The 25,402-nt window shown below is 66.5% G+C and carries 22 protein-coding genes, 1 rRNA gene and 1 pseudogene; 10 read left to right on the forward strand and 14 right to left on the reverse strand.

All coding sequences use genetic code 11. From position 1 onward, the window contains the following. Positions 1–124: 124 nt before the first annotated feature. From peaD to fadB, 6 genes are all read right to left on the reverse strand, one after another. A complete protein-coding gene (peaD, locus tag ACZ5EF_RS12140; protein WP_346062068.1) occupies positions 125–1,228 on the reverse strand; it encodes a quinohemoprotein amine dehydrogenase subunit beta in 1,104 nt (367 codons plus the stop codon). 14 nt (positions 1,229–1,242) lie between these two features. Then, positions 1,243–1,605, reverse strand: coding sequence for a quinohemoprotein amine dehydrogenase subunit gamma (gene qhpC, locus ACZ5EF_RS12145; protein ID WP_346062067.1), 363 nt, complete (start codon positions 1,603–1,605; stop codon positions 1,243–1,245). Positions 1,606–1,868: 263 nt separating this feature from the next. Next, positions 1,869–3,296, reverse strand: a complete 1,428-nt coding sequence (gene peaB / locus ACZ5EF_RS12150; protein ID WP_346062066.1) for a quinohemoprotein amine dehydrogenase maturation protein — start codon at positions 3,294–3,296, stop codon at positions 1,869–1,871. 15 nt (positions 3,297–3,311) lie between these two features. After that, complete coding sequence (gene peaA, locus ACZ5EF_RS12155; protein ID WP_346062065.1) at positions 3,312–4,877, reverse strand: quinohemoprotein amine dehydrogenase subunit alpha; 1,566 nt, start codon at positions 4,875–4,877, stop codon at positions 3,312–3,314. Between the two features lie 433 nt (positions 4,878–5,310). Beyond that, positions 5,311–6,489, reverse strand: a complete 1,179-nt coding sequence (gene fadA / locus ACZ5EF_RS12160; RefSeq protein WP_346062064.1) for an acetyl-CoA C-acyltransferase FadA — start codon at positions 6,487–6,489, stop codon at positions 5,311–5,313. A gap of 24 nt (positions 6,490–6,513) precedes the next feature. After that, positions 6,514–8,676 (reverse strand): fatty acid oxidation complex subunit alpha FadB, encoded by a 2,163-nt coding sequence (gene fadB, locus ACZ5EF_RS12165; RefSeq protein ID WP_346062063.1) that lies wholly within the window; start codon positions 8,674–8,676, stop codon positions 6,514–6,516. 235 nt (positions 8,677–8,911) lie between these two features. Here fadB and ACZ5EF_RS12170 point away from each other — a divergent pair, with 235 nt between their 5' ends. Both ACZ5EF_RS12170 and slyA read left to right on the forward strand, forming a co-directional pair. Then, positions 8,912–10,075: a DUF5924 family protein gene (locus ACZ5EF_RS12170; protein ID WP_346062062.1), complete on the forward strand. Its 1,164-nt coding sequence runs from the start codon at positions 8,912–8,914 to the stop codon at positions 10,073–10,075. Positions 10,076–10,191: 116 nt separating this feature from the next. Further along, positions 10,192–10,635 carry a transcriptional regulator SlyA gene (gene slyA / locus ACZ5EF_RS12175; RefSeq protein ID WP_346062061.1) on the forward strand — a complete coding sequence of 148 codons (444 nt, stop codon included), beginning with the start codon at positions 10,192–10,194 and terminating at the stop codon, positions 10,633–10,635. A gap of 71 nt (positions 10,636–10,706) precedes the next feature. Here the strand turns inward: slyA and ACZ5EF_RS12180 are convergent, their stop codons facing one another. Further along, on the reverse strand, positions 10,707–11,222 hold the full coding sequence (locus ACZ5EF_RS12180) for a preprotein translocase subunit YajC (RefSeq protein WP_346062060.1): 516 nt from the start codon (positions 11,220–11,222) through the stop codon (positions 10,707–10,709). Between the two features lie 109 nt (positions 11,223–11,331). Between ACZ5EF_RS12180 and ACZ5EF_RS12185 the strand changes: the two genes are divergently transcribed. Next, complete coding sequence (locus ACZ5EF_RS12185; protein ID WP_346062059.1) at positions 11,332–11,790, forward strand: universal stress protein; 459 nt, start codon at positions 11,332–11,334, stop codon at positions 11,788–11,790. A gap of 79 nt (positions 11,791–11,869) precedes the next feature. On the opposite strand, the gene ACZ5EF_RS12190 is transcribed toward ACZ5EF_RS12185, so the two are convergent. Then, complete coding sequence (locus ACZ5EF_RS12190) at positions 11,870–13,789, reverse strand: ATP-binding cassette domain-containing protein (RefSeq protein ID WP_346062058.1); 1,920 nt, start codon at positions 13,787–13,789, stop codon at positions 11,870–11,872. A 96-nt stretch (positions 13,790–13,885) separates the two neighbouring features. Here ACZ5EF_RS12190 and ACZ5EF_RS12195 point away from each other — a divergent pair, with 96 nt between their 5' ends. Continuing rightward, positions 13,886–14,746, forward strand: coding sequence for a TatD family hydrolase (locus ACZ5EF_RS12195; RefSeq protein WP_346062160.1), 861 nt, complete (start codon positions 13,886–13,888; stop codon positions 14,744–14,746). 1 nt (position 14,747) lies between these two features. After that, positions 14,748–15,227: a hypothetical protein gene (locus ACZ5EF_RS12200; RefSeq protein ID WP_346062057.1), complete on the forward strand. Its 480-nt coding sequence runs from the start codon at positions 14,748–14,750 to the stop codon at positions 15,225–15,227. On the opposite strand, the gene ACZ5EF_RS12205 is transcribed toward ACZ5EF_RS12200, so the two are convergent. After that, positions 15,224–15,784, reverse strand: coding sequence for an elongation factor P hydroxylase (locus tag ACZ5EF_RS12205; RefSeq protein ID WP_346062056.1), 561 nt, complete (start codon positions 15,782–15,784; stop codon positions 15,224–15,226). The genes ACZ5EF_RS12200 and ACZ5EF_RS12205 overlap by 4 nt on opposite strands. Before the next feature lie 195 nt (positions 15,785–15,979). Between ACZ5EF_RS12205 and ACZ5EF_RS12210 the strand changes: the two genes are divergently transcribed. The 3 genes from ACZ5EF_RS12210 to ACZ5EF_RS12220 all read left to right on the forward strand — a co-directional run bounded on the left by ACZ5EF_RS12210 (position 15,980) and on the right by ACZ5EF_RS12220 (position 19,187). Continuing rightward, positions 15,980–17,374 carry an MATE family efflux transporter gene (locus ACZ5EF_RS12210; protein WP_346062159.1) on the forward strand — a complete coding sequence of 465 codons (1,395 nt, stop codon included), beginning with the start codon at positions 15,980–15,982 and terminating at the stop codon, positions 17,372–17,374. Positions 17,375–17,381: 7 nt separating this feature from the next. Continuing rightward, positions 17,382–18,398, forward strand: a complete 1,017-nt coding sequence (locus tag ACZ5EF_RS12215; RefSeq protein ID WP_346062055.1) for a DUF3080 family protein — start codon at positions 17,382–17,384, stop codon at positions 18,396–18,398. A gap of 99 nt (positions 18,399–18,497) precedes the next feature. Further along, positions 18,498–19,187, forward strand: a complete 690-nt coding sequence (locus ACZ5EF_RS12220; protein WP_346062054.1) for a hypothetical protein — start codon at positions 18,498–18,500, stop codon at positions 19,185–19,187. 37 nt (positions 19,188–19,224) lie between these two features. Here the strand turns inward: ACZ5EF_RS12220 and tusA are convergent, their stop codons facing one another. Then, the gene (tusA, locus tag ACZ5EF_RS12225; RefSeq protein WP_346062053.1) at positions 19,225–19,476 is read right to left on the reverse strand and encodes a sulfurtransferase TusA; all 252 of its coding nucleotides are present in this window, start codon (positions 19,474–19,476) and stop codon (positions 19,225–19,227) included. Positions 19,477–19,529: 53 nt separating this feature from the next. Here tusA and ACZ5EF_RS12230 point away from each other — a divergent pair, with 53 nt between their 5' ends. Continuing rightward, entirely contained in the window at positions 19,530–19,814 is a 285-nt protein-coding gene (locus ACZ5EF_RS12230) for an antibiotic biosynthesis monooxygenase family protein (protein ID WP_346062052.1), read from the forward strand. A 27-nt stretch (positions 19,815–19,841) separates the two neighbouring features. Here ACZ5EF_RS12230 and rlmM read toward each other — a convergent pair whose 3' ends face one another. Continuing rightward, on the reverse strand, positions 19,842–20,909 hold the full coding sequence (gene rlmM / locus ACZ5EF_RS12235; protein WP_346062051.1) for a 23S rRNA (cytidine(2498)-2'-O)-methyltransferase RlmM: 1,068 nt from the start codon (positions 20,907–20,909) through the stop codon (positions 19,842–19,844). Between the two features lie 57 nt (positions 20,910–20,966). Further along, positions 20,967–21,377, reverse strand: coding sequence for a DUF2721 domain-containing protein (locus ACZ5EF_RS12240; protein ID WP_346062050.1), 411 nt, complete (start codon positions 21,375–21,377; stop codon positions 20,967–20,969). 292 nt (positions 21,378–21,669) lie between these two features. Here ACZ5EF_RS12240 and gdhA point away from each other — a divergent pair, with 292 nt between their 5' ends. After that, on the forward strand, positions 21,670–23,022 hold the full coding sequence (gdhA, locus tag ACZ5EF_RS12245; protein ID WP_346062049.1) for an NADP-specific glutamate dehydrogenase: 1,353 nt from the start codon (positions 21,670–21,672) through the stop codon (positions 23,020–23,022). A 621-nt stretch (positions 23,023–23,643) separates the two neighbouring features. Here the strand turns inward: gdhA and ACZ5EF_RS12250 are convergent. Both ACZ5EF_RS12250 and rrf read right to left on the reverse strand, forming a co-directional pair. Further along, positions 23,644–25,077 (reverse strand): annotated as a pseudogene (locus tag ACZ5EF_RS12250) (BCCT family transporter); the annotation flags it as partial. A gap of 165 nt (positions 25,078–25,242) precedes the next feature. Beyond that, positions 25,243–25,358, reverse strand: a 5S ribosomal RNA gene (gene rrf / locus ACZ5EF_RS12255). Positions 25,359–25,402: the final 44 nt, after the last annotated feature.

Here is a 25,402-nt window from a genome sequence, read left to right on the forward strand (position 1 = left end):
TCGGCGAGCGAAGGCCAGACAAGGCAAACATCGGCGAAAAGGCGGAGTTTACATGGTTGTAAATGAGTACTTTAAGCCGATGTTTAACGCCGTATGGCCGAGCGCAGACAGTTTCAGGCAGTGCCTAGAAGCGCGCGACTTTCAAGGTCGCCGTACTCATATCGCCGGGCAACTCGATCCGTCCCAGGTCATTGAAGTCGTCATCATAGATGGCGATATCGCTGGAGGCGCCCCCCAGATAGATCCGCGAGCCGTCGTAGGAGGTGTTGATGACGTAGTAGGTGTGGTCGAGATCGATCACCTCGACGATCTCCCGGGTCTCGGCGTCCAGTTTGCTGAGCTGGGTATAGACGCCGTAGAAGGTGTCGCGATCGCGAGGGTCGGAGACCATCGAGAAGATGATGAACTCGAAGGGGGCGATCTCCTTGTTCTCGGTCTCGCCGCTGGCCAGGTCGACCCGGCTGATGCCCCAGTGCCAGGCCTCGTTTTCCTCGCCGGGATGCTCCGCCACCGTATAGGGACGCAGGAACTCATTGGTCACCTCGCCGGTGGACCACATGGCCAGGGAATCCGGGGGGCTGAAGCCGGGGCGGTCCCAGTGGCGGTTGGCGATGGCGATCTCGGTGTCGCCGGTCTCGGGGTCGACCCGGTAGATATCCGCCCCGGCGAGATACAGGACGCCGTCCTCGGCGGCGGCCATGGTGGTCACCTGGCGCGGCGCCGGGAAGGTGGCGAGGGGCTCGGCATCGAGCCCCGCCGCGGTGTCATAGACCGCCAGTTGCGGCTCCAGCACCTCGTAGCGATCGCGGTGCAGACGCACCCGATCCTGCACCGTATAGAGGCGGCTGCCGTCGGGACTCAGCGCCAGGGAGGCCATCGCCTTGGCGCGCACGTCCCCAGTGGACTGGCGGGCGCGGAACACCTCCTCGCAATTGGTGAGATCGATACCCACCACGTCCTCCCAGCGGTTATGCAGCACATAGGCGGTGCGCTCGTCCGGGGAGAGCTGCAGGGTGCCGGAGCCGAAGTCGCCCTCCACGTCGCAGCTGCGCACGATCTCCCGGGCCTCGGGGTCGATCACATGCAGCTGGTTGGGGCGGGCCATGGTCACCAGGTACTCGCGCACCGGGTCGGCGCCGGCCTCCTCGGCCTCGGCAGTATCGACCAGCAGGGGCTGGGCGGCGAGGGCCAGCAGGCTCGCCAGGGTCAGGTTGAGTCGCTTCTTCATCACAGGGCTCTCCATCACTGCTCGCCTCCCGGATAGACGCTATCGAGCTTGCGCCAGTCGTCCTCGGCGCGATCGGCCCCCTGCCCCCAGTCAGGGTAGGTGTTCATGGTGTCCGGCACCTGGGCGGGCCACCAGCAGGGGTCGGCGCAGCCGTAGAGGTCCGCCTCCATGGGCTGGCACAGCGAGGCCACGCCGCCGAAGGGGTCCACCTCCCAACCCGGGTCGAAGCTGGAGGTGCAGCCGGCGATGGTCTGCATGGCCTGGACCTCCTCCAGGGCCTCCGGGGTCGCGGCCCGCTCCATCTCGCGAGCCTTGCGGTTGAGGGGCGCCAGCCCCAGCTGGGTCATGGTCTTGTTGTTATCGCTGTGATTGCTCATACACTCTGCCTCCCGGCCAGGGGGCCATCTGGTCGAATATCCGTCGGGGTTGCCGCCTTGCGTTCGGCGAGATGCTTGTCAGGATTCATGCGCTCTGCCTCCCGGCCTGGGGGCCGTCTGGTCGAATATCCGTCGGGGTTGCCGCCTTGCGTTCGGCGAGCTGCTTGTCAGGATTCATACGCTCTGCCTCCCGGCCAGGGGACCATCTGGTCGAATATCAGTCGGGGTTGCCGCCTTGCGTTCGGCGAGCTGCTTGTCAGAATTCATGCGCTCTGCCTCCCGGCCAGGGGACCGTCAAGAAACTCGGGGTTATGACGCAGGATGCGCGCGTAGGCCTGGATGCCGAAATCGACCCAGTCGCGCATCAGGTCACAGTAGTGGTAGGTAGGGGTCATGGGGTCGCCGTAGCGGGCGTAGCTCTCGTGATAGCAGCCGCCGGAGCAGAGATTGCGAATCCGGCAGTCGCTGCAGCCGCGCTCGGAGCGGTCGCTCCTGGCCTCGATAAACTGCTTGAGGCCGGCGTGGTCGAGCCCCTCGCCGACGTTGCCGAAGGTGGGCATCTCCGAGCCGGTGAAGCGGTGGCAGAGGTGCACGTCGCCTTCGTGATCCACCGACACCAGGCCCAGGCCGGCGCCGCAGGGCACCGCCTTGCTGCGCCCTTCCCAGAGGTCGGTGAGCAACTGGTTGAAGTTGCCGAAGCCGATATCGCGACCCTCGATGGCCGCCGCCACGGCGCGCTCGCCGAGCTCGACCATGGCGTCGAAGACCGTCTTGAGCTCCTCGCCGGTGAGGTTGTAGGCGGCCATGTCGCCGGAGGTGACCGGGGCGAAGCCCGCCTCGGCGAAACCCAGCTCGTTGACCAGGTGATCGTGGATGCCGATCACGTCGGTGATGCCCCGGGTCAGGGTGACCCGGGCCCCCACCGGCCGCGAGCGGTAGCCGGCCAGCAGCGGCTTGATGCGCTTGGCCACCAGGTCATAGGTGCCCTGGCCGTTGACCGCGATGCGGTTCTTGTCATGGATCGCCTTGGGCCCGTCCATGCTCACCGTCAGGCCGAAGCGGTGGGCATCGAAGAAGGCGATCTTCTCCTCGTTGAGCAGGGTGGCGTTGGTGGTCAGGGTGAAGTCCACCGCCTTGCCGAGGCCGTGGATACGCGCCTCGGCCCAGGCCACCACCTCGCGGATCAGCGGCATATTGCTGAGCGGCTCGCCGCCGAAGAAGACGATATTGTAGCGGTCGCGTTGCGGCGCCTCGCGCAGCATCATCTCGATGGAGGCCTGGGCGGTGGCCAGGTCCATCTTCTTGCCGTCCCGAGGGTTGTCCAGGTCTTCCTTGTAGCAGTAGCTGCAGCTCAGGTTGCAGCCGGTGTTGACGTTGAGCACCACGGTGGAGAGCGGGAACTGCTCCACCTCGACGCTGGGGTTGTAGGCCTGCACCGCGCCGTCGGTGATCAGCTTCAGCGCCTTGAGCTGGGCCAGGCGCGCCTCGATATCGTCGCCGTCGGCGCGCCGGGTCAGCCGTTCCGGCAGGGCCCGGCTATCGAGCCCCTCCCCGCGCCCGGCCAGCGCCAGCAGCTCCTCGCTGAGGGCGTCCGGGGCGAACAGGCTGGTGGTGGGGATATGGAACCACAGCGGCTGGCCTTCCACCTCCACCCGATGCAGGTTCTGGGGTATCGCTTGCAAGATTCCCATCATGGCCTCCTGGTGTTAGCGCAGCGGCGGGTTGTTCCAGCGTTGCACGGTGACGATCAGCTGCGCCTCGTCCTGGACGGCTTCCTGCCCCTCGACGCTGGCGGTAACCCGCAGGTTGCCGACATTGTTGGCGTTGTACTGGCGCAGCGGGTTGGGGCCGGCGCCGGCGGGGGTAAAGATGCCGGTGGCGGCGTCCAGCACGCCGGCGAACTTGGCGTCCTCGTCGCGTTCGGCGATCTCGTCCCAGGGGGCAACGCTCCAGCGTACCGGCACCTGGCCCAGGGGAATGGCATCCTCGCCCTCGCCCAGGTAGCCCAGGGCGCTGAACACGCCACTCACCGGCGGGGTGCGGTCGTTGCCGATACGCGCCACGCCGAGTGCCGGGCTCACCTCCAGGCGATCCACGGCCTGATAGCCGGCCAGCAGGGTCTCGGCGCCGACATCACCCACGGCCACCGGCAGCCAGCCGGGGGTCAGGTCGGCGGCCGCCTCCACGTCGAGCACCAGGCGGTGGTCGCCGCGCTCGATCACCTCGCGCACGCTGACGCCCTCGCCCAGGTCGATCTCGCCGTCGGCGAGGCCGTGGCCCAGCAGCACCAGGCGGCTTCGCGTGCCGGCCTTCAGCGATGCCGGCAGGCTGGCCGTCAGGCCCGGCTCGGCGGCCTCACGGGGCGCCATCTCGACCCGCATACCGAAGGCGTCGTCGTGATCGTCGAAGATGCGCCCGCCGGGGCGCGCCTCGGAGAGGTCCAGCACCTGCTTGAAGTCACGCCCGTTGAGGCTGAGGTTGGCGCGCCACTCGTAGCCGGTGTAGACGATGGCCTGACCGGCGCCGTCGAGTTCGCGGCCATCGGTAAAGGCGCCATCCAGGCTCAGGGCATAGGCATCCTCGCCCTCGGCGGCGGTGATGGTGACATCGGCATAGAAGTCGCCCTCGCCGGGCCAGTGGCCCCAGAGCTGCCAGTCCCCCGCCGGATCCACGGCGTCCTGCGCCTGCCAGGCGTCCCAGGCCGCGCTCTCCAGGCCCTGGGTCTCGGCCAGCCAGGGGGCGATCTCGTCCAGGGCGAGCTCGAACCAGTCGCGATCCCGGGCCATGGCCTGGTACTCGATGGTCTGGAACTGGCCCACGTGGAAGTGCACCAGGCGTTCCCACTCCTCCAGGGGACGGCGCTGCAACTGGGCGCGGCCGCCGGTATGGCAGCGGGCACACATCTCCTGATAGCTGGGGTGGTCGAAGGACTCGATGCGGTTGAGGCGGCGCTCGATCAGCTCACGCTGGGGGGCGCTCTCCTCGGGAGCCAGGCCCCGGGTATCGGCGAGGAACTTGACGATATCGCGGCGCGCCTCCAGGGGCAGCTCCAGACCATGCATGGTCTGCATGCGCGCGATGGTCATGTCCCAGCCTTCCGGGGTCTTGCGCTGGGCACTGATACGGCTCCAGCCGTTATCCTCGCCACCCGCCTGGTGGCAGCCGGAGCAGTAGCGATTGATGGCCTGCTCGCCGGGGTCGGCACCGGCCATCAGCGGGGTCGAGGCGATGGCCACCAGACAGAGGCCTCGCAGGGGGGACAGCGTTCTCAAGGCAATCTCTCCTCGTTGTTATTGTCAGGCACTGGGGGCCAGGGCCCGCCATATCAGGAGCTATGGAAGTTTTGGGCCATCACCCATTTTTTATCGTTATATCAATCTTCTATCCATAAGACCCCGGGCTGACCCGGGGTCTTGACCGGCGCCGGTGTCGCAGCCTGGGACAGTGCGGGCGTGCCGACTTGCAACGCCGGGTTTCGAGACACCTAGGCTATGTCCGAAAACTGGCTGCGCTCGGCCATACGGCGTTAAAAATCGGCTCAAAGTACTCATTTACACCACGTAAACTCCGTCTTTTCGCCGATTTTTTCCTTGTCTGACCTTCGCTCGCCGACTTTTCAGACAAAGCCTAGTAACGCACAACGCCGCCCCCGTGGCGACACGGGGGCGGCGTTGCGGCACCAGGGGTAGCTGGCGGGGGTGAGACTTACTTCAGGCGTTCGAACACCGTGGCCACGCCCTGGCCCATGCCGATGCACATGGTGGCCAGGCCCAGGGTGGTGTCCTGCTGCTGCATCACGTTGAGCAGGGTGGTGCAGATGCGGGTGCCGGAGCAGCCCAGGGGGTGACCGAGGGCGATGGCGCCACCGTTGAGGTTGACCTTGTCGTCCATGGCATCGCGCAGGCCCAGGTCCTTGAGCACCGGCAGGCCCTGGGCGGCGAAGGCCTCGTTGAGTTCCACGGTCTGGATATCATCGATGGTCAGGCCGGCGGCCTTGAGGGCCTGCTTGGAGGCCGGCACCGGACCATAGCCCATGATGGAGGCATCGCAACCCGCCACCCCGGTGGAAAGCACCCGGGCGATGGGTGTGAGGCCCAGGGCCTGGGCGCGCTCGTAGCTCATCACCGCCATGCCGGAGGCGCCCACGGAGAGCGCCGAGGAGGTGCCGGCGGTAACGGTGCCGTTCCTGGGATCGAAGACCGGCTTGAGGGAAGCCATCTTCTCCAGGCTGGCATCGGCGCGGATCACCTCGTCGCGCTTGACCAGGATCTTGAAGCCCCGCTCGTCATGGCCCTCGACGCCGATGATCTCGTTGTCGAAGCGGCCCGCCTCGGCGGCGGCCAGGGCGCGCTGGTGGGAGCGCACGCCGAAGGCGTCCTGCTCCTCGCGGCCGATGCCGTGCATCTTGCCCAGCAGCTCGGCGGTCAGGCCCATCATCATGGCGGCCTTGGCGGCGTGCTTGCTGACCGCCGGGTTGACGTCGACGCCATGCATCATGGAGACGTGCTCCATATGTTCGACACCGCCCACCAGGTAGACATCGCCCATGCCAGCGCGAATATTGGCGGCGGCGATATGCAGGGCGCTCATCGAGGAGCCGCACAGGCGGTTGACGGTCTGCCCCGGCACGCTGCGCGGGATGCCGGTCAGGATGGCGGCGTTGCGGGCGATGTTGTAGCCCTGCTCCAGGGTCTGGTTGACGCAGCCCCAGATGACGTCGTCGATCTCGGCGGGATCGAGGCCCGGGGAGCGCGCCAGCAGCGCCTCCATCACGGCGGCGGAGAGGTTCTCGGCGCGCACGTGGCGGAAGGCGCCGTTCTTGGCCTTGGCCATGGCGGTACGCACGCCATCCACCACCACGACATCTCTCGGATTCAAGCTCATCTTCATTCTCCTTCAGGCGGTGGATCAGGCGTAGAAACGGGTGCCGTCGGCGGCCATCCGACGCAGGGTCTCGGTGGGGGCATAGAGGGGCCCCAGCTCCTCGGCCAGGCGCTCGGCCTGGGCCACGAACTCGGCCACGCCCAGGGCGTCGATATAGCGCAGGGCGCCACCGCGGAACGGCGGGAAGCCGATGCCGTAGATCAGCGCCATGTCCGCCTCGGCGGCGCTGCCGACGATGCCATCCTCCAGGCAGCGCACCGTCTCCAGGCACAGCGGCACCATCATCCGTGCGATGATCTCCTCGTCGGAGAGCTCGCGGCTCTCCTTGACCACCTGCTGGACCAGGGCAATGGCCTCTTCGTCCACCACCTTCCTGGGCTTGCCCTTCTTGTCTTCCTCGTAGGCGTAGAAGCCCTTGGCGTTCTTCTGGCCCAGGCGGTCCTTCTCGAACATCAACTGGATGGCGCTCTTGTCGCCACCGCCACCCAGGCTACCCATGCGCTCCGGGAAGCCCTCGGCCATCACCTCGCCGGCGTGCACGGCGGTGTCCATGCCCACCACGTCGAGCAGGTAGGCGGGGCCCATGGGCCAGCCGAACTTCTCCATCAGCTTGTCGACGCGCTGGAAGTCGGCGCCCTGCTCCATCAGCAGGCTGAAGCCGCCGAAGTAGGGGAAGAGCACCCGGTTGACCAGGAAGCCCGGGCAGTCGTTGACCACGATGGGGGTCTTGCCCATGGCACGGGCATAGGCCACGGTGGCGGCCACGGCGGCGTCACTGCTCTTCTCGCCGCGGATCACCTCGACCAGGGGCATGCGGTGCACCGGGTTGAAGAAGTGCATGCCGCAGAAGTTCTCGGGGCGCTTGAGATTCTGGGCCAGACGATCGATGGAGATGGTCGAGGTGTTGGAGGTGAGAATGGTCTTCTCGTCCACCTGGTCCTCCAGCTCGGTGAGCACCGCCTCCTTGACCCTGGGATTCTCGACCACCGCCTCGACCACCAGGTCGACGTGACCGAAGTCGCCGTAGGAGAGGGTCGGGCGAATATGGCTGAGCTTCTCGGCCATCTGCTCGGTGGTCAGCTTCTTACGCTCCACCTGCTTGGCGAACAGCTTGCGGGCCTCCTTGAGGCCCAGCTCCAGCGCCTCCTCCTTGATGTCCTTCATCAGGATGGGGGTGCCCTTGGAGGCGCTCTGGTAGGCGATGCCGCCGCCCATGATGCCGGCGCCCAGCACCGCGGCCTGCTGGATCGGCGCGACCTGCTTCGCGTACTTGCCGGCCTTCTTCTTGACCAGTTGATCGTTGAGGAAGAGGCCCACCAGGTTGAAGCAGACGTCGGTCTTGGCCAGCTTGGCGAAGGCCTTGGCCTCGATGGCCTGGGCCCGCTCCCGGGACTCCCCGGCGCCCTTCTGGATCACCTTGATCGACTCCACCGGCGCCGGGTAGTGGGGCCCGGCCTTGCCGGCCACATAGCCCTTGGCGGTCTCGAAGGCCATCATCTGCTCGATGGGGCCGAGCTTCAGCGGCGAGGTCTTCTCGGCGCGGCGGGCCCGGTAGTCCAGCTCACCGCTGGCGGCGCGGGCCAGCAGGTCCAGGGCCGCGGCCTCGAGCTGGTCCCCCGGCACTACCGCGTCCACGGCGCCCATCTTCAGGGCCGCCTCGGCCTTGTTCTCGGTGCCGCCGGCGATCCACTCGATGGCGTTGTCGGCGCCGATCAGCCGCGGCAGGCGCACGCAGCCGCCCCAGCCCGGCAGGATGCCCAGCTTGGTCTCGGGCAGGCCCAGCCTGGCGGAGTCGGCCATCACCCGGTAGTCGGTGGTCAGGGCCACCTCGCAGCCGCCGCCCAGGGCGATGCCGTTGATGGCGGTGACGGTGGGAAAGGGAAGATCCTCGATGGCATTGAAGATGGCGTGGACTCGCTGGTTCATCTCCACCAGGTAGGCCTCGTCCTTCTCGAAGACGCCGTGGAACTCGGTGATATCGGCGCCGACGATAAAGACGTCCTTGGCGCTATCGATCACCAGCCCCTGGAGGCCGCTCTCGCCCTGCAGCGCCTTGACGGCCTCGCCCAGCTCCTCGATCACGGCCCGGGAGAGCTTGTTGACGGATTCGTCTCGGAGGTCGAAGGTGAGTCGGGCGATGCCCTCGCCGTTCTTCGCCACCGTGATGGCATTGCCTTGATAAATCATCCACGTATCTCCACACAGGGTTGGATGCCGGAAGACGGTATGCATTCATACGGTCGTTTGATTTAGCGTTAGCTTGGTTCAGCTTGGTCGCCACGTCAAGCCCCCTTCTCTCGGCGGATGGTCGATACTAGAACCTGACTGCGCCATCCTTGCACCGCCTGTCGCCCAGCGGCGACTCCCGAACCCCGGCCGACCCTGCTAGCCTGCGCCGAGCGTTTCCGCCACGAGGCCAGCGATGCCCGATACCTCCGTTTCCACGCCCCCCGACCCCCATCCGCGCCTGCGTCGCCTGCAAGCCGGCGTCGAGGCCCTGCTGATCCGGCTGCGCCCCTACCTCTGGGTATGGCCGCCCATCGCCTTCGGCGCCGGGGTGCTGAGCTTCTTCCTGGTGGATCGCCAGCAGTGGCTGGGCGGCCTGCTGGCCCTGGGCATGCTGCTGGCCTGGGTGCTGCTGCTCGGCGAGGGGCTGATCGGTCGGCTGCTGGCCCGCCGCGGCTACCCCACCCTGCCCCAGGGCATCACCGCCTTTATTGCCCAGTTGATCCATCAGGAGACGCTGTTCTTCTGCCTGCCCTTCCTGCTGGCCACCACCGTCTGGACCAGCGGCCAGGCGCTGTTCACCCTGCTGCTGATCGGCCTGGGCCTGCTATCGATCATCGACCCCCTCTATTATCGGCTAGCCGGGCGCCTGCGCTGGCTCTATTTCGCCTTCCACGCCCAGTGCGTCTTCGTGGTGGTGCTGGTGACCCTGCCGCTGCTGCTCTCCCTGACCACCGCGGAGAGCCTGGGCTATGCCCTGCTGGCCATGGTGGTCTTCGCCCTGCCGAGCCTGATCCACCTGCTGCATCCCAAGGGCTGGCGCAGCTGGCTCGCCCTGCTGGGCGTGGCCCTGCTGCTGGCCGGTGCTGCCTGGTCGGGGCGCGCCTGGGTGCCCACGGCTCACCTGAGGTTGACCGGCAGCGCCCTGGCCCCGGAGCTGGATCGCGACAGCCGCACCCCGGTGGGCGAACTCGACCTTACCCCCGAGGCCCTGGCCCGGGAGGGACTCTACGCCTATACGGCGATTCGCGCGCCCCGCGGCCTGGAGGAGACCATCTACCACGAGTGGCACCATCAGGGGGAGTTGCTCGATCGCATCCCCCTGACGGTGCACGGCGGCCGCGAGGCGGGCTATCGGGCCTGGAGCCATAAGCTCAATTTTCCCGAGACATCGAGCGGCGACTGGCGCATCGATATCGTCACCTCCTCCGGCCAACGCCTGGGCAGCCTGCGCTTTGACGTGAGCGCCGCGGCACCTCAGCGGGCGGATGGCGAGATTCACGTTCTCCAGGGCATTCCCGGGCTGGAGTGGCGGCGCATGCTCCCGGGCATGCCCAGGAGTCACGGCGAGACGGGATGACGCAACGCCTCTCGACGTTTTTTCCACGCCAATCTTCCGACCCGCGGCCGCCAAGGCTTGCAATGGCGGCAATCGCTTCGGACAATGCAACTATTAGCCTGCAAACACGAAGTCCAATGCATCAAAATATCGGTTTCCGACTGTCACGCCTGCCGCGCCTGTGGCGGGCCATCCTCGACCAGCGCCTGGCGCCCCTGGGCCTGACCCAGACCCGCTGGGTCACTCTCTACCATCTGTGGCGCCTCGGCGACGGTCAGCCCCAGTGCGACCTGGCCCGGGCCATCGGGGTCGAGGCCCCGTCCCTGGTGCGCACCCTGGATCAGCTCGCCGAACAGGGCCTGATCGAACGCTGCCCCTGCGACCAGGATCGCCGCACCAAGCGCATCTTCCTCACCGAAGCGGCGACGCCCCTGCTGCAGCAGATCGATGCGGTGGTGGCCGAGGCACGTCAGGAGATGCTGGCGGGACTCAGCGACGACGAGGTTCACCAGCTCGATGCCCTGCTGGGACGGATCGAGGAGAATGGCCTGCGCCTGCAGGGACGCGACGAGGACGCCTGATCCCAGGCCGCCCTCCCCATACACGAAGACGGCACCCTTAGGGTGCCCGTCTTCGTGTATGGGGCAAAGCCTTAAGCCCGGGGCCTGGGCCGGGGACGGTCGGGGCGTCCCGCCAGTTGGTCGCGCAGGAAGAGGAAGTCATCGCGATAGCCGAGGAAACGCTCGGTATTCTGTGACTCGTACCACCACAGGGTCAGGGCCTGCTCGTTGGATTCCAGCACCAGGGCGTCCTGGGGTAGCCGCTCCAGCAGGGCGAAGAGGCGTTCCCGGGCCGCCTCCGGCAAGGGGCGCAACGGCTCGGTGCGCCAGCGCCAGCCGGCATGGCAGGGCTTGAGCGACTCCCCGGACTCGCTATCGCGGACCAGCACGAAGGTGGGACCGGGACGCTCCTGGGGGTAGCGCCAGCGATAGGCGGGCATGGACGTCTTCACATCATGCAGGGGCGGCACCTCCAGCTTCACCTCCACCCCCGCCTTGATCACGGCATTGCGCAGGCCGGCCACCCGCTTCTGGCGGGGACTGGGCTTGAGCCACATCACCGGCGATACCACCAGCGCCAGTGCCAAGAGAATGATTAGCCAGGTCATCGGCTGCCTCGTCGAATGTCACAAAACGTTGATATAAGTCGTTGTTCCGGGCCCACTAGAGCGCCTAGAGTAAGGGGTATCAGCCCGCTGTCGCCATGCGAGGAGTCCCATGAGCAACGAATATCGCCATATCCTGGTCGCCGTCGATCTGACCAAGGATTCCCATAAGGTCCTGGAGCGCGCCCTGCCCATCGCCGAGCGCAACCAGGCCAAACTCTCCATCATGCATACCCTGGAGCCGCTGGGCTTCGCCTATGGTGGCGATATCCCCATGGATCTCACCAGCATCCAGGATCAGCTCGACGATCATGCCAAGCAGCGCCTGGCGGAGATCGCCGATCCTCACAAGGTGCCCAAGGAGAACCAGCACGTGGTGGTGGGCATGCCCGATACCGAGATCCACCGCTTCGCCGAAGAACACGACGTGGATCTGATCGTGGTGGGCTCCCATGGGCGCCACGGCTTCGCCCTGCTGCTGGGCTCCACCTCCACCGGCGTGCTGCACGGCGCCCAGTGCGATGTGCTGGCGGTGCGGGTTGGCAAGAAGGGCGAAGAGAGCGACGAATAACGGAAGCACTGATTGACTGCTGCGCTCGATATCCTGGCCGCCGGCGGTCAAAGTATCGAGCGCAGTAGCGAATTATCGCTTACTCCCCGGCGGCGAGCGCCTCCAGTTCCACCCACCGCTCCATGGCCTCGTCCAGCTCCGCCTGCTTGGCGCCCATCGCCTCCAGGGTCGCGGTGACCCGGCTGGCCTCCTGCTGATAGAAGTCGGGATCCCCCACCCTGGCCTCGAACTCGGCCACCTCGGCCTCCAACCGCTCGATACGCGCCGGCAGGCCGTCGAGCTCCCGCTGCAGCTTGTAGGAGAGCTTGGCGGGCTTCCTGGCGGCGGGCTTGGTCGCCTTCTGCGGCGTCTCGGCTACTCCATCGGCCACCGGCTCGGCCCGCTGCCGCGCCGCCCCTTCCCAGGGTGCCGGGGGCAACTTGCCGCCCTGGCGTACCCAGTCGCTGTAGCCGCCCACGTACTCGCGCACCCGGCCATCGCCCTCGAAGGCCAGCACCCCGGTCACCACGTTGTCCATAAAGGTCCGGTCGTGGGAGACCAGCAGCAGGGTGCCCTCGAAGTCGAGCAGCAGCTCCTCGAGCAGCTCCAGGGTCTCCACGTCCAGGTCATTGGTGGGTTCGTCGAGCACCAGCACATTGGCCGGCTGGGTGAACAGCTTGGCCAGCAGCAGGCGATTGGATTCGCCACCGGAGAGCACCTTGACCGGCTGGCGGGCCCGCTCCGGGGTGAACAGGAAGTCCTGGAGGTAGCTGATCACATGGCGATCCTTGCCCCCCACCGTGACCCGGTCGCTGCCCTGGGCCACGTTGTCGTAGACGCTCTTGTCCATCTCCAGGCCGGCGCGCAGCTGATCGAAATAGGCCACCTTGAGGTTGGTGCCCAGGCGCACCTGGCCCTCGCTGGGCTCCAGCTCGCCGAGCAGGATCTTCAGCAGGGTGGTCTTGCCGGCCCCATTGCGGCCGATAAAGCCGATGCGATCGCCGCGCTGGATCTCCAGGCTGAGATCGCGAATCACCGTCTCGTCGCCGAAGCGCTGGGTGACGTTGATCAGCTCCACCACCCGCTTGCCGGTACGCTCGCCGCTGTCCACCGAGAGGTTGGCATTACCCTGGCGCTCGCGGCGCTGGCTGCGCTCGCGGCGCATCTGCTCCAGCGCCCTCACCCGCCCCTCGTTGCGGGTCCGCCGGGCCTTGATGCCCTGGCGAATCCACGCCTCTTCCTGGGCCAGCTTCTTGTCGAACTCGGCGTTCTCCTTGGCCTCCACCTCCAGCTCATGGGCCTTCTGGGCCTGATACTTGGCGTAGTCGCCGGGGTAGCGGCCGAGCCGCCCCCGGTCGAGCTCGAGAATGCCGGTGGCCAGCCGCGACAGGAAGGCGCGGTCGTGAGTGATAAAGAGCACGGCGCCCTGGAAGGCCAGCAGCTGCTCCTCCAGCCAGGCGATGGTGTCCAGGTCCAGGTGGTTGGTGGGCTCGTCCAGCAGCAGCAGGTCGGGGTCGGCCACCAGGGCCCGGGCCAGGGCCACGCGACGCCGCCAGCCCCCGGAGAGGGAGGTCATCAGGTCGTCCGCCGGCAGGCCCAGGCGGGTCAGGATCACATCGATACGCTGGTTGAAGGACCAGCCATCGATCGCCTCCAGTTGGGTCTGCAGGGTCGCCATGCGCCGCATGTCCGGGTCGTCCTGCTGCACCAGGTGGTGATACTCGGCGAGCAGGCTCCCGGCCTCGGGCAGGCCCTCGGCCACCACGTCGAAGATGGTCTCCCCGGAGGCCACCGGCAGGTCCTGGGCCAGCACCCCCACCTTGAGCCCCGGCGCCCGCCAGATGTTCCCGCCATCGGGCAGGATCTCCCCGGAGACCAGCCTGAGCAGGGTCGACTTGCCGGTGCCGTTGCGGCCCACCAGGGCCAGGCGCTCGCCCTTCTCCAGCACCAGCTCGGCGCCGTTGAGCAGCACCTGGGGGCCATAGGCGAGCTGCAGCTGTTCCAGACGTAACAGGGTCACACGCAATCCTCATCGAATCGGCAAAGGCGCTAGTGTAACGCATGGCCGAGCCCGGGTGGGCTTGGTTACACTAGGCGCCCGCTCAGCAAGGAGACTCTGGCCTTGGCCGACTTCGATGACGTTCTGCCCGAGGCGCTGCGCCGGCGCGCCCCGGCGCCGCTGGTGGATATTGGCGCCAACCTGACCCACGAGAGCTTCACCCGCGATCGCGATGCGGTGATCCAGCGCGCCCGGGCGGCCAATGTCACCACCCTGATCCTCACCGGCACCGATCGGGAGCATGCCGAACAGGCGGTGGCCCTGGCCCGGGAGATCCCCGGCTGCTATGCCACCGCCGGGGTCCACCCCCATGATGCCAGCCGCTGGAATGGCGAGCTGGCCCAGGCCATGGCGGCGCTCCACGCCCACCCCGAGGTGGTGGCGGTGGGCGAGTGCGGCCTCGATTTCAACCGCAACTTCTCCACCCCCGCCGAGCAGGAGCGTGCCTTCGAGGCGCAGCTGCAGCAGGCCGCCGAGCGCCGCCTGCCGCTGTTTATCCATGAGCGGGACGCCGGGCGGCGCATGACCGAGATGCTGAGCCACTGGCGGGACGACATTCCCCAGGCGGTGGTGCACTGCTTTACCGGCGAGCGGGCCACTCTGCACCGCTACCTGGACCTCGACCTGCATATCGGCCTGACCGGCTGGATCTGCGACGAGCGGCGCGGCCACCATCTGCGCGAGCTGGTGCGGGACATTCCCGCGAGCCGCCTGATGCTGGAGACCGATTGCCCCTACCTGCTGCCGCGCAACCTGCCCGCCAAGCTCAAGGGCCGGCGCCACGAGCCGGCGCTGCTACCCTTTATCCTGGACGAGATCGCCCACTGGCGCGGCGAGTCCCCGGCGACCCTGGCCGAGGCCACCAGCGCCACGGCCCGGGCCTTCTTTGCCCTGCCCTGCCCCGAAGAGGAACCCTGAGATGGCCGACTTTCCTGGCTTTATCGCCGTCGAGACCGGTGAGGATGGCGGCCTGCCCCTGGCCATCGCCTGGAGCCTGCCCGATGGGCAGGTCAAGCACACCCTGATCCAGCCCGACGACAGCTGGCTGAATGACGAACTGGTGGCACTGGGGGACTACAGCCTGGAGGAGCTGGAGGGGCTGGGGGTCAGCCCCCTGGACGTGATCCGCGAGCTGGAGAATGACCACTTCAGCCAGACCCTGCTCACCGCCGGCGTCAGCGACGACGAATCGGCCCTGGTGCGGCTGTTCGATGCGTTCGGCCTCGACCCCTTCGTGGAGCTGGCCCCGGCGGAGTCCCTCTACCCCGACCTGCCCAGCGGCGAGTGGATCCGCCGCCGCAATGAGCTGTTCGGCGAACTGGGCCTGGAGCCGCTGCGCGCCGACCAGGAGGTGCAGGTGATGCTGGCCCTGCATCAGCGCCTTGGCGAGGGGGACTAGGCGGGCAGCGCCTCGGCGGCCAGCAAGGCTCGCCCGCAGGCGATGGCCGCCTCCCGCGACCGGCCCTGGCGATAGTAGGCCGTCAGGGCCGCGCGGAAGGCCGCGGCGCGGCGCGGCAACCCCTCCTCGAGATAGCGCCCGGCCCGCGCCGCTACCCGGGCCTGGAAGGCCTGGCGATCCACCGCCACCTCCCCCAGGTTATCGACGCTGACGTGGAAGTCGCGACCGGCCGCCGCGGCGAACAGCGACTCCAGGGCCTGGGGCGCCACCTCCACCGCCTCGAAGGCGCGCTGCTGCTCGGCATCGCGGCCATCGGGCAGGTACCAGTAGCCATAGTCCTCCTGCTGGCGCCGCCGGGCCCCGGCGATACACCAGTGGCTGATCTCGTGCAGGGCACTGGCATAGAAGCCCCGGGCGAAGATCACCCGATGGTAGGGGCAGTGCGCATCCGCGGGGCGGTAGAGCGGCTCGTCGCCGCCGCGCACCAGGCGGGTCGCATAGGTATCGGCGAAGAGCCCATCGAACAGGGCGATCACGTCGTCGAGGCGGTGCTCCACGGTCTCTCCTCGGCTGGCAAATGGGCCACATTATAGGGATCGGGGACGGCGACGAATATCCTCGGCTATTGCTAAACTAGGCCGTCTTGCCCGAATGGACAGGCGTTATCGGAACGCCCTGTTAAAAGGAGTTCGACCTTGGCACGCCACGCTTCCTCCCCGCTGGCCAGCAGCCGGCGGGAGACCTCGCTATTGATGCGTCTCGCCCTGCCAATCTGTGGCGCCCAACTGGCCCAGGCCGGCATGGGCGTCACCGATGTGATGATGACCGGGCGCCAGAGCGCCACGGACCTGGCCGCGGTCTCGGTGGGGTCGAGTCTATGGATGCCGTTGATGCTGTTCATGACCGGCACCCTGATGGGCCTTACCCCCATCGTCGCCCAACTGCTGGGGGGCGGGCGCCAGGCGCGGATTCGCCCCAATGTGCACCAGGCGCTGTGGGTGGCACTCTGCCTGGGGCTGATCGGCGCCCTGCTGCTGTGGTTCGCGGTGATGCCGATCTTCCGCCTGATGGGGGTTCCCGAGGCGGTAGCGGAGCTCTCGGCGGCCTATCTGTCGGCGGTGGCCTTCGGCATGCCCGGGGTGGCCCTCTTCCAGGCCCTGCGCGCCTTCTCCGACGGCATGAACCATACCCGTCCCTCCCTGACCATCAGCCTGGTGGGCCTGGGCGTGAATATCCCCAGTAACTTCGTGCTGATCTACGGCGGCGCCGGCCTCACCGGGCTGTTCGGCGGCTGGCTACCGACGCCGATCCAGCAACTGCCGGCACTGGGCGCCTGGGGCTGCGGCATCGCCACGGCGCTCTCCATGTGGGTCATGGGGCTGACCATGTGCCGTTACACCCAGCGCAGCCGCACCTTCCGCGAAATCGAGCTATGGCACGCCCCCACCCCGCCGAGCTGGCGCCTGATCCGGCAACTGCTCGTCGTCGGGGTCCCCATCGGCGTGGCCATCTTCGTCGAGGTGACCCTCTTTACCCTGATCGCCCTCTTCGTGGCCAGCTTCGGCGAGGTGACGGTGGCGGCTCACCAGGTGGCGCTCAACTTCACCTCGATTCTCTTTATGCTGCCGCTGTCGCTGGGCATGGCGCTGACGGTGCGGGTCGGCAATACCCTGGGAACGGGTAACCTGCGGGGGGCACGCTTCGTGGCCTGGAACGGCATCGCCGTGTGCCTGGGGATCGCGCTGTTCAACAACCTGATCATCTGGTTCGGCGCGGAACCGGTGATCGCCCTTTACACTCACAATACCGAGGTGCAACGCCTGGCCCTCTCCCTGGTGGTACTGGCCATGCTCTATCAGGTCTCGGACTCGCTGCAGGTGACCATGGCCGGCGCCCTGCGCGGCTACAAGGACACCCGCATCATCATGGTCTTCACCCTGATCTCCTACTGGCTGGTGGGGCTGGCCGGGGGCCACTGGCTCGGCACCCGCGGCCTGGGCCCCTGGCTGGAGCCGCTGGGCGTGCACGGCTACTGGATCGGTCTGGTGGCCGGCCTGAGCGTGGCGGCCCTGCTGCTGGGCTGGCGCCTGCAGGCGATCAGCCGGGCCGTCAGCGACGGACGACGCCATGTGGCTCAAAGCGACTAGGATTGCCATGATCGCAGCCGCCCTGCTGTCGGCCGGCTGCGACCGCCAGGGCGCCAGCGACACCCTGCTGGTGGACTACCAGCGCCGGCTCGCCGAGGCCCTGGCCACGCCACCCCCCAGCCCCTCACCGCCGGACAATATCCCGGCCTTCCCCGAGCCGGGCGAGCGCCTCTTCGAGATTCCCGAGACCCGCGAGGGGCTGCTCGATGTGCATGCCCTGCGACGCTGCCATATCACCACCCTGGTGGCGGAGCGCAACAGCACCCTGGGCCGTGTCGCCCCACCCAGCCAGCGCTGGCACTACGAACTGGAGCTATGGCGGCGCCTGGAGGCCTGCCGGGAGAGCGAGGTGGCCGAGGAACTCGGCGAGGCGGATCGAGCGCGCCTCGAGCGCCTCACCACCACCAAGGGCGAACAGCTGGCCCGGGTCGGCTGGAATACCCTGCTCGGCTCCAGCGAATGGGTCGGCAACTTCTCCCGCGCCAGCCGCCCCCTGGCCCCCCGGGGGGTCGCTGACCTGGCCCCCCACCTGGCCGCCCTGGACTACCTGGAGACGGCGACCCGCAACCAGTTCAATCGCGATTGGCAACTGGACACCTCGACCCTGGAGGGCCACCTCAAGACCCTCCAGGAGAGCCCGCTCAGCGCGCGGCTATTGCGCACCCTGATGCTGACCAATCAACGCCTCGCGGAGACCAACGCCCTGCTGGCCAGGCAATTACACCAGGGCGCCGCCTGCGAGCACCGCGATGCCCTGCGGCGGGTCAGCGAGGAGCCGCTGAACTCCCGGGTTCAGCCCTTTATCACCACCCTGGCGGAGCAGACTGAAGCCTGGTTCGGCGCCCTGGATCGGCTCTATGACGCCCATGAGGTGGCCCGGGCCCCGATCCGGGATTATCACCGACGCTGGTTCTCCCTGGAGACCCCGGACACCCCCTGGGCCGAGTTCCAGGCCGCCCACGCCACCCACGAGGCACTCTGGGATCGACTCCGCCAGGCCTGCGGACTGGATCAAGGGGCTTAACTTTCCACTAGCGACTGTGCTAATAGTGAACCGAGGCGCTTCGCGGGCGACCCAGGGGTCGACCCGATGCCGTGACCACGCCGTGCAAGGAGGGTAATCATGGGTATCCCACTGTCCCCCCGCTCCGCCCAGGTCATCGACCTGGAGACCATGCGACAACGGCAACTGGCCAAGCGCCGATTGCTGCGCCTTTGTCCCGAACTCGACGGCCTGGAGATGCTCTATCGCCTGGCCTCGGACCCCGACACCCTCTACGGCATGCCATTGCTGGCCTGGGGCCTTCGCGAGGATGGCGAAGTCGTGGGCCTGGTGCCCTGGATGGAGGCCCTGACCCCCTGCCATGAGCTCGACGACCCCGAGCATGGCCACTTCATCGGCTACCGGGACCCGGAGACCGAAGAAATCTTCTACAGTCCTCCCGAACACAAGGTCTTCGAACTCGAGCATGCCGCCGCCTACTTCGACTACGAGGAGACCGGCGAGACCACCCTGATCCAGCAACTCCCCGATAACCAGGGCACCCACGCCCTGTGCATGGACGACGACGACACCCCCTGGCAACTCAAGCAGGTATTCGGCTGGCGGCTCTACAGCAACGGTGAGGTGGAAGCCCTGCTGGTCGACGAGAACCGCGTCGCCTCCACCCCGGTGCTGATGGGCGACGACTGCCTCTACCCGGGGCATAGCCGCCACCGGGTGGTCTACTTCTTCCAGCGGGTGATCGCCAACCGCATCAAGGAGGAGGATCCGGTGACCCTGGAGGCCCTGGCCCTGATGGTGGCCAAGTAGGCGAGAGGCGGCGTTAACGCCGCCCCATGGCGCACCCTCAGCCCAAGCGGATAAGATAGGTGTAGGTGTCGCCCTGCTCGGACTGGTGGATCAATTCATGACCCAGGAAGCTGCAGAACTTGGGGATATCGCGGGTGGTGGCGGGATCGGTGGCGGTCACCGCCAGCACCTCCCCCGGTCGCATGTCACGCACCCGGTTATGCATCAGCATGATCGGCTCGGGACAATAGAGTCCACTGGTGTCCAGATGCGCATCCGCCTTGGGCAGGTCATTGGCAATATCGGCCATGAGTATCCTCGAACGTCGTCGCCGGCTTGGCCAGCCGGATAGGGAGCTGTAACATGATCAAGATCATCATCGAGCGCCGGATCATGCCGGGGCTCGAAGAAGAATACGATGCCGCGGCCCGGGAAGCCATGCGTGCCTCCATCAATGCCCGCGGCTTTATCGCCGGGGAGAGCCTACGCGAACGCCACCATCCGGAGCATCGCCTGCTGATCACCCAGTGGCGCGACTTGAGCGCCTGGAGTGACTGGCAGAACAGTCCAGAGCGGCAGCAGGCCATGCAGCATATCCTGCCGCTGCTCACCGAGGACGAGCATATCCGCATCTACGAGCATTACTGAGGCCGACCACCCTCGCCGGTAACGGACTCAGTCCAGCAGGCGCACATGCACCGTCACCTCTTCCCGATCATGGTAGAGGTGGCGGCATCGCAGCTCGGCCCTGACCCCCGCCTCGCCCAGGCTCGCCTCCAGATGCGCCAGGCAGCGCGCCACCTCTTGCCAGCGCCGCTTCATCGGCAGCTTGAGATTGAATACCGCCTCACGACACCAGCGCCGCAGCAACCAGCGTTCGATCATCGCCATCACCCGCGCCGGCTTGTCGACGATATCGCAGACCAGCCAATCCAGGCGCCCCGGCGGCTCCCAGACGAAACCATCCTCGCGCAGGTGCTCCACCTGGCCGCTGGCCATCAGCGCCTTGTCCATGGGGCCATTGTCGATGGCGTAGACGTGCATGCCACGGGCCACCAACTGATAGGTCCAGCCACCGGGCGCCGCGCCGAGATCCGCCGCCTGCATGCCCTCGTACAGCCGCACCGGCCACTCCTCCCGGGGCACGAAGCAGTGCCAGGCCTCCTCCAGCTTGAGGGTCGAGCGGCTCGGCGCCGCCTTGGGGAAGCGCAAGCGCACGATCCCCCCGGGATGCTCGCTGCGATTGCCGGGGAAGCTGATACCGAGCTGCACCGCATCCCCCGCCGTCCACAGCAGGTGCAGGCGCCGCCCGCCGGCCTTGCGACGCAGGGCACCGCGCTTCTTGAGCAGCGACGTCAGGGGCCGATCCAGCGCCTTGCTAAGCCCCACCAGGGCCTTGCCGTCGTTGGTGTCCGGCGTCTCGTGCCAGATCGACTCGAAGCTCCAGCCGCTGGCCTGGACCTGCTCGAGGATCGGCGACAGGCGGTCCTCCCGAGAGAGCCCGACCAGGGGAGGTAGCGCCACCAGGGACTGGCGGGCAAAGACCAGGTCGGCCAGGGGTAATTCACGGTGCAGGCCATTGATCGGCGTCTCACCAGCGCCCCGGAAATCGACCACGCCTCCATTGGCGGCAAACGTCGTCTCGCCGGCCCAGCCCAGGGCGGCGGCCTTGTCGCTGACCTCGGCGGCCAGATCATGCTCGAAACCGGGACGACACAAGAGCAGCAGATGCTGGGGAATCACGGCGACCTCCTGTTGTAGGGCCGCCAAGTCTAAGCGCCCATCGCCACCACGTCGAGGTCAACGCCGCGAGCCCCGGGACTGCTTGAGGGCCTCGATATCCTGCAGCTGCACGTTCAGGGCATTGGTCGAGATGGTGACCTCCCACAAGGAGAAGATCAGTGACACCGACAGGCTCAACAGACTGATGCCGAACAACACCATGCCCAGCATTTCCAGGGAGAGAAAGAGCGCGAACATCGACAGGGTGCAGAGCAGGAAGCTCAACACCCCGGCCAGTTGCATGCGCTTGGTCAGGCTGATGCGCTGCCGCAGCATCAGGATCTGCCGGGCGGCCACTTCGTGGTGCTGATCCCGCTCCTCATCGGCCAGCTTGCGAATCAACTGGGCCAGGGTCAGGAAGCGATTGGTATAGGCAAGCAGCAGCAGGGAAATGGCCGGAAACAACAGGGCCGGGGTGGTCAGGGTCACGAACGCCTCCAGCGAAATCAACGGACGAGAACAGTCTACCAGAGTCGTTCCTCACCTCGCCCATCGTTGAAAAACCATCTATGAAAAACACTCGATGCATTACATTGGTGCAGACTATTTCGGGGAATTGAAGTGATTTTGGCTCATATTGCCGTACATTCCCCGCATAACCCATACAGTTGCTGCATAAGGGTGCATTGCATTATATTGGTGCGCCAAGTGAAAAGTCTTTTCATAACGATAGCGATCCCATGCGGTCGCTCACTCTTAGCGCCACCGACAGGACACCCCCATGCCCTACGTGCACGACACCCTGGAACGCCTCAAGCGCACCAGCCCCGCCCAAACCGAGTTCTACCAGGCCGCCGAAGAGGTCCTCGATAGCCTGCGCCTCCTGCTCGACAAGGACCCCCACTACCACGATCACAGCATCATCGAGCGTATCGTCGAGCCCGAGCGCCAGATCATGTTCCGGGTCTGCTGGCAGGACGACAGCGGTAAGGTGCGGGTGAACAAGGGCTACCGCATCCAGTTCAACTCGTCACTCGGCCCCTACAAGGGTGGCCTGCGCTTTCACCCCAGCGTCAACGCCGGCATCATCAAGTTCCTGGGCTTCGAGCAGATCTTCAAGAATGCCCTGACCGGCCTGCCCATCGGCGGCGGCAAGGGCGGCTCCGATTTCGACCCCAAGGGCAAGTCGGATCGTGAGATCATGCGCTTCTGCCAGGCCTTTATGAACGAACTCTATCGCCATATCGGCCCCACCACCGATGTGCCGGCCGGAGATATCGGCGTCGGCGGCCGCGAGATCGGTTACCTGTTCGGCCAGTACAAGCGCCTGACCGGCCGCTACGAAGGCGTGCTGACCGGCAAGGGCCTCAACTGGGGTGGCTCCCTGGGCCGCAAGGAAGCGACCGGCTATGGCGCGGTCTATTTCGCCCAGAACATGCTGGCCGCCCGCGGCGACACCCTCGACGGCAAGTCCTGCCTGGTCTCCGGCGCCGGCAACGTGGCCATCTACACCATCGAGAAGCTCTACCAGCTCGGCGCCCGCCCGGTGACCTGCTCCGACTCCCAGGGCAGCATCCATGACCCGAGTGGCATCCAGCTCGATACCCTCAAGTTGCTCAAGGAGGTCAAGCGCACCTCCCTGCGTGAATACGTGGAGCATCATCCGGATGCCACCTATATCGATGCCCAGGACTATCCGTCCGACGGCCATGCGGTATGGCGCATCCCGGGCGAGCTGGCCTTCCCCTCCGCCACCCAGAACGAAGTGACCGAAGCGGACGCCGAGGCGATGCTGGCCAATGGTGTGCGCGCCATCAGTGAAGGCTCCAATATGGCCTCCACCGCCGGCGCCGTGGATCGCTTCCTGGAGGCGCGCATCGACTACGGTCCCGGCAAGGCCGCCAATGCCGGCGGCGTGGCCACCAGTCAGTTGGAGATGGCCCAGAACAGCAGCATGCAACAGTGGAGCCTGGAGAAGGTGGACGAGAAGCTGCAGTCCATCATGGCCGATATCTACCAGCGCTGTGCCGACACCGCCAAGGAGTTCGGCCAGCCCCATAACCTGGTGCTGGGCGCGAACATTGCGGGTTTCCGCAAGGTCGCCGATGCCATGATCGAGCAGGGCGTGGGGTAAACACCTCCCCCATACTGGGCGCCCTCTCAAGCGGCACGGGTTTCCGCAAGGTTGCCGATGCCATGATCGATCAGGGCATGGGGTAAACCACCTCCCCCATACTGGGCGCCCTCTCAAGCGGCACGGGTGTCCGCAAGGTCGCCGATGCCATGATCGAGCAGGGCGTGGGGTAAACACCTCCCCCATGCTGGGCGCCCTCTCAAGCGGCACGGGTGTCCGCAAGGTTGCCGATGCCATGATCGATCAGGGCATGGGGTAAACCACCTCCCCCATACTGGGCGCCCTCTCAAGCGGCACGGGTGTCCGCAAGGTCGCCGATGCCATGATCGAGCAGGGCGTGGGGTAAACACCTCCCCCATACTGGGCGCCCTCTCAAGCGGCACGGGTGTCCGCAAGGTTGCCGATGCCATGATCGAGCAGGGCGTGGGGTAAACCACCTCCCCCATACTGGGCGCCCTCTCAAGCTGCGCGGGTTTCCGCAAGGTTGCCGATGCCATGATCGATCAGGGCATGGGCTAATCCCCTCCTTGATGCGCTCGATCAGGGGAGGCGAGTTAATCACTCCCCCAACGCAAGACGCCCGGCCAATGGCCGGGCGTCTTCGCATGCGCATCTGAGCTGTTACTGGTCCAGGAGGATGCCCTGCTCACGCGCCATGGCCAGGGCCGCCTGGGGCCCGGTCCAGAGTGAAGGCAGCAGCACCAGGGAGACCGGGATCGCGGTGATCACGATAAACTGCTGCAGGGCGCCGATCTGGCCCGCTCCCATATAGAGCAGAATGGCCGCCATCAGCGCCATGGCGATACCCCAGAAGGCGCGAACCATCGGACTCGGTGCATCGTGGCCGGTAGCCACTACCGAGATCGAGTAACTCATGGAGTCCCCGGTGGTGGCCACGAAGATAGAGGTCAGCAGCAGGATCGCCAGAGCCATCCCGGCGCCTCCCGGCAAGGCTTGGGCCACGGTCAGGGTCGCCACGTCGAACTGGAAGTTATTCAGCGCCTCGGTAAGATCGATGGCGCCGCTCAGTTGATAGTGAATGCCCGAGCCCCCCAGCAGGGTGAACCATAGCGTAGTGGCGATAGGCGCCAACACGGCCACGGCCAGGATCATCTGGCGAATGGTGCGCCCCCGGGAGATCCGCGCCACGAAGATCGCCATCAGCGGTCCATAGCCGATAAACCAGGCGAAGAAGAACACCGTCCACCACTGCATCCACCAGGCCGGCGCCGTCTCCGCGGTCATGGTGGCCATGGTAAAGAAGGAGGTGACATAGGCCCCCATGCTCTGGGTATAGGCATTGATCAGGAACAGTGTCGGCCCGAAAAAGAAGATCACCAGGGCGATGGCCAGGGCCAGGAGGACATTGAAGCGACTCAACAGCTGAATTCCCCGCTGGATGCCGCTCATCGCCGAGGCCACATAGACACTGGCCAGCACGGCGAGGATGATCAACTGGGTGCCATAGCCCTGGGAGATCCCCACCAACTCATGCAGACCGAAGCTGACCTGGGTGGCCAGGAAGCCGATCGGCCCCACGGTCCCCGCCACCACGGTGATCACGCAGCAGGCATCCACCACCCCTCCCAGGGGGCCGCGCATCAAACGCTCGCCGAGGACCGGCACCAGAAGGGTACGCGGCTGCAGGGGGAGCCCGCAAACGTAGTGGGCATGGGCCAACACCACGGCGGTCAGGGAACCCAGTACCGCCCAGGCCAGGAAGCCCCAGTGCATAAAGGATTGCGCCAGGGCACCACTCACCGCCTCGACGCTGCCCGCCTCGGTCTCGAAGGCCGGCGGCGTCACCACGAAGTGGTAGATAGGCTCACCGGCGGCGAAGAAGACCCCTCCCCCGGCCAGCAGGGTGCACATGATGATCGACAGCCACTTGAAGGTACTTATCTCCGGGCTGTCGAGATTTCCCACCCGGGCGCGTGCGGCCGGCGATAACGCCACCCCGACGGCCACGAAGAAGGTCACCAGCAGCAGCCACTGAAAATAGGAGCCCAGCACCTTCGCCGTCCAGGCAAAGCCGGTCGCGATGGCCCCGGCCACGCCCTCGAATCAGATTTCAGAAATCATAAAAAACCCAGCCTCGTTAGAAGCTGGGGTTTTCTCTGAATAAGTGCCTGACGAGGATCCGGGCGGCGTTCCGCTACTCTCCATGGGAGGCCCCTGAACGACGAAACCCCAGCCATTGGCTGGGGTTTCTGAATAAGTGCCTGACGATGACCTACTCTCGCATGGGGAGACCCCACACTACCATCGGCGCTGAGCGGTTTCACTGCTGAGTTCGGCATGGGATCAGGTGGTTCCCACTCGCTATGGTCGTCAGGCGTAAACGGTGGCCGGCTGCGTGCGTGTCGCAACCCGCCTTATG

This window comes from Bisbaumannia salifodinae, assembly GCF_055388505.1.

Coding starts and splice junctions, on each gene's coding strand:
- ACZ5EF_RS12185 (WP_346062059.1), top strand. CDS start 11,332: ATGAGCAACGAATATCGCCATATCCTGGTCGCCGTCGATCTGACCAAG.
- peaD (WP_346062068.1), bottom strand. CDS start 1,228: ATGAAGAAGCGACTCAACCTGACCCTGGCGAGCCTGCTGGCCCTCGCC.
- fadA (WP_346062064.1), bottom strand. CDS start 6,489: ATGAGCTTGAATCCGAGAGATGTCGTGGTGGTGGATGGCGTGCGTACC.
- peaB (WP_346062066.1), bottom strand. CDS start 3,296: ATGGGAATCTTGCAAGCGATACCCCAGAACCTGCATCGGGTGGAGGTG.
- ACZ5EF_RS12170 (WP_346062062.1), top strand. CDS start 8,912: ATGCCCGATACCTCCGTTTCCACGCCCCCCGACCCCCATCCGCGCCTG.
- qhpC (WP_346062067.1), bottom strand. CDS start 1,605: ATGAGCAATCACAGCGATAACAACAAGACCATGACCCAGCTGGGGCTG.
- ACZ5EF_RS12180 (WP_346062060.1), bottom strand. CDS start 11,222: ATGACCTGGCTAATCATTCTCTTGGCACTGGCGCTGGTGGTATCGCCG.
- fadB (WP_346062063.1), bottom strand. CDS start 8,676: ATGATTTATCAAGGCAATGCCATCACGGTGGCGAAGAACGGCGAGGGC.
- ACZ5EF_RS12220 (WP_346062054.1), top strand. CDS start 18,498: ATGGGTATCCCACTGTCCCCCCGCTCCGCCCAGGTCATCGACCTGGAG.
- ACZ5EF_RS12215 (WP_346062055.1), top strand. CDS start 17,382: ATGATCGCAGCCGCCCTGCTGTCGGCCGGCTGCGACCGCCAGGGCGCC.
- ACZ5EF_RS12230 (WP_346062052.1), top strand. CDS start 19,530: ATGATCAAGATCATCATCGAGCGCCGGATCATGCCGGGGCTCGAAGAA.
- ACZ5EF_RS12200 (WP_346062057.1), top strand. CDS start 14,748: ATGGCCGACTTTCCTGGCTTTATCGCCGTCGAGACCGGTGAGGATGGC.
- ACZ5EF_RS12210 (WP_346062159.1), top strand. CDS start 15,980: ATGCGTCTCGCCCTGCCAATCTGTGGCGCCCAACTGGCCCAGGCCGGC.
- tusA (WP_346062053.1), bottom strand. CDS start 19,476: ATGGCCGATATTGCCAATGACCTGCCCAAGGCGGATGCGCATCTGGAC.
- gdhA (WP_346062049.1), top strand. CDS start 21,670: ATGCCCTACGTGCACGACACCCTGGAACGCCTCAAGCGCACCAGCCCC.
- slyA (WP_346062061.1), top strand. CDS start 10,192: ATGCATCAAAATATCGGTTTCCGACTGTCACGCCTGCCGCGCCTGTGG.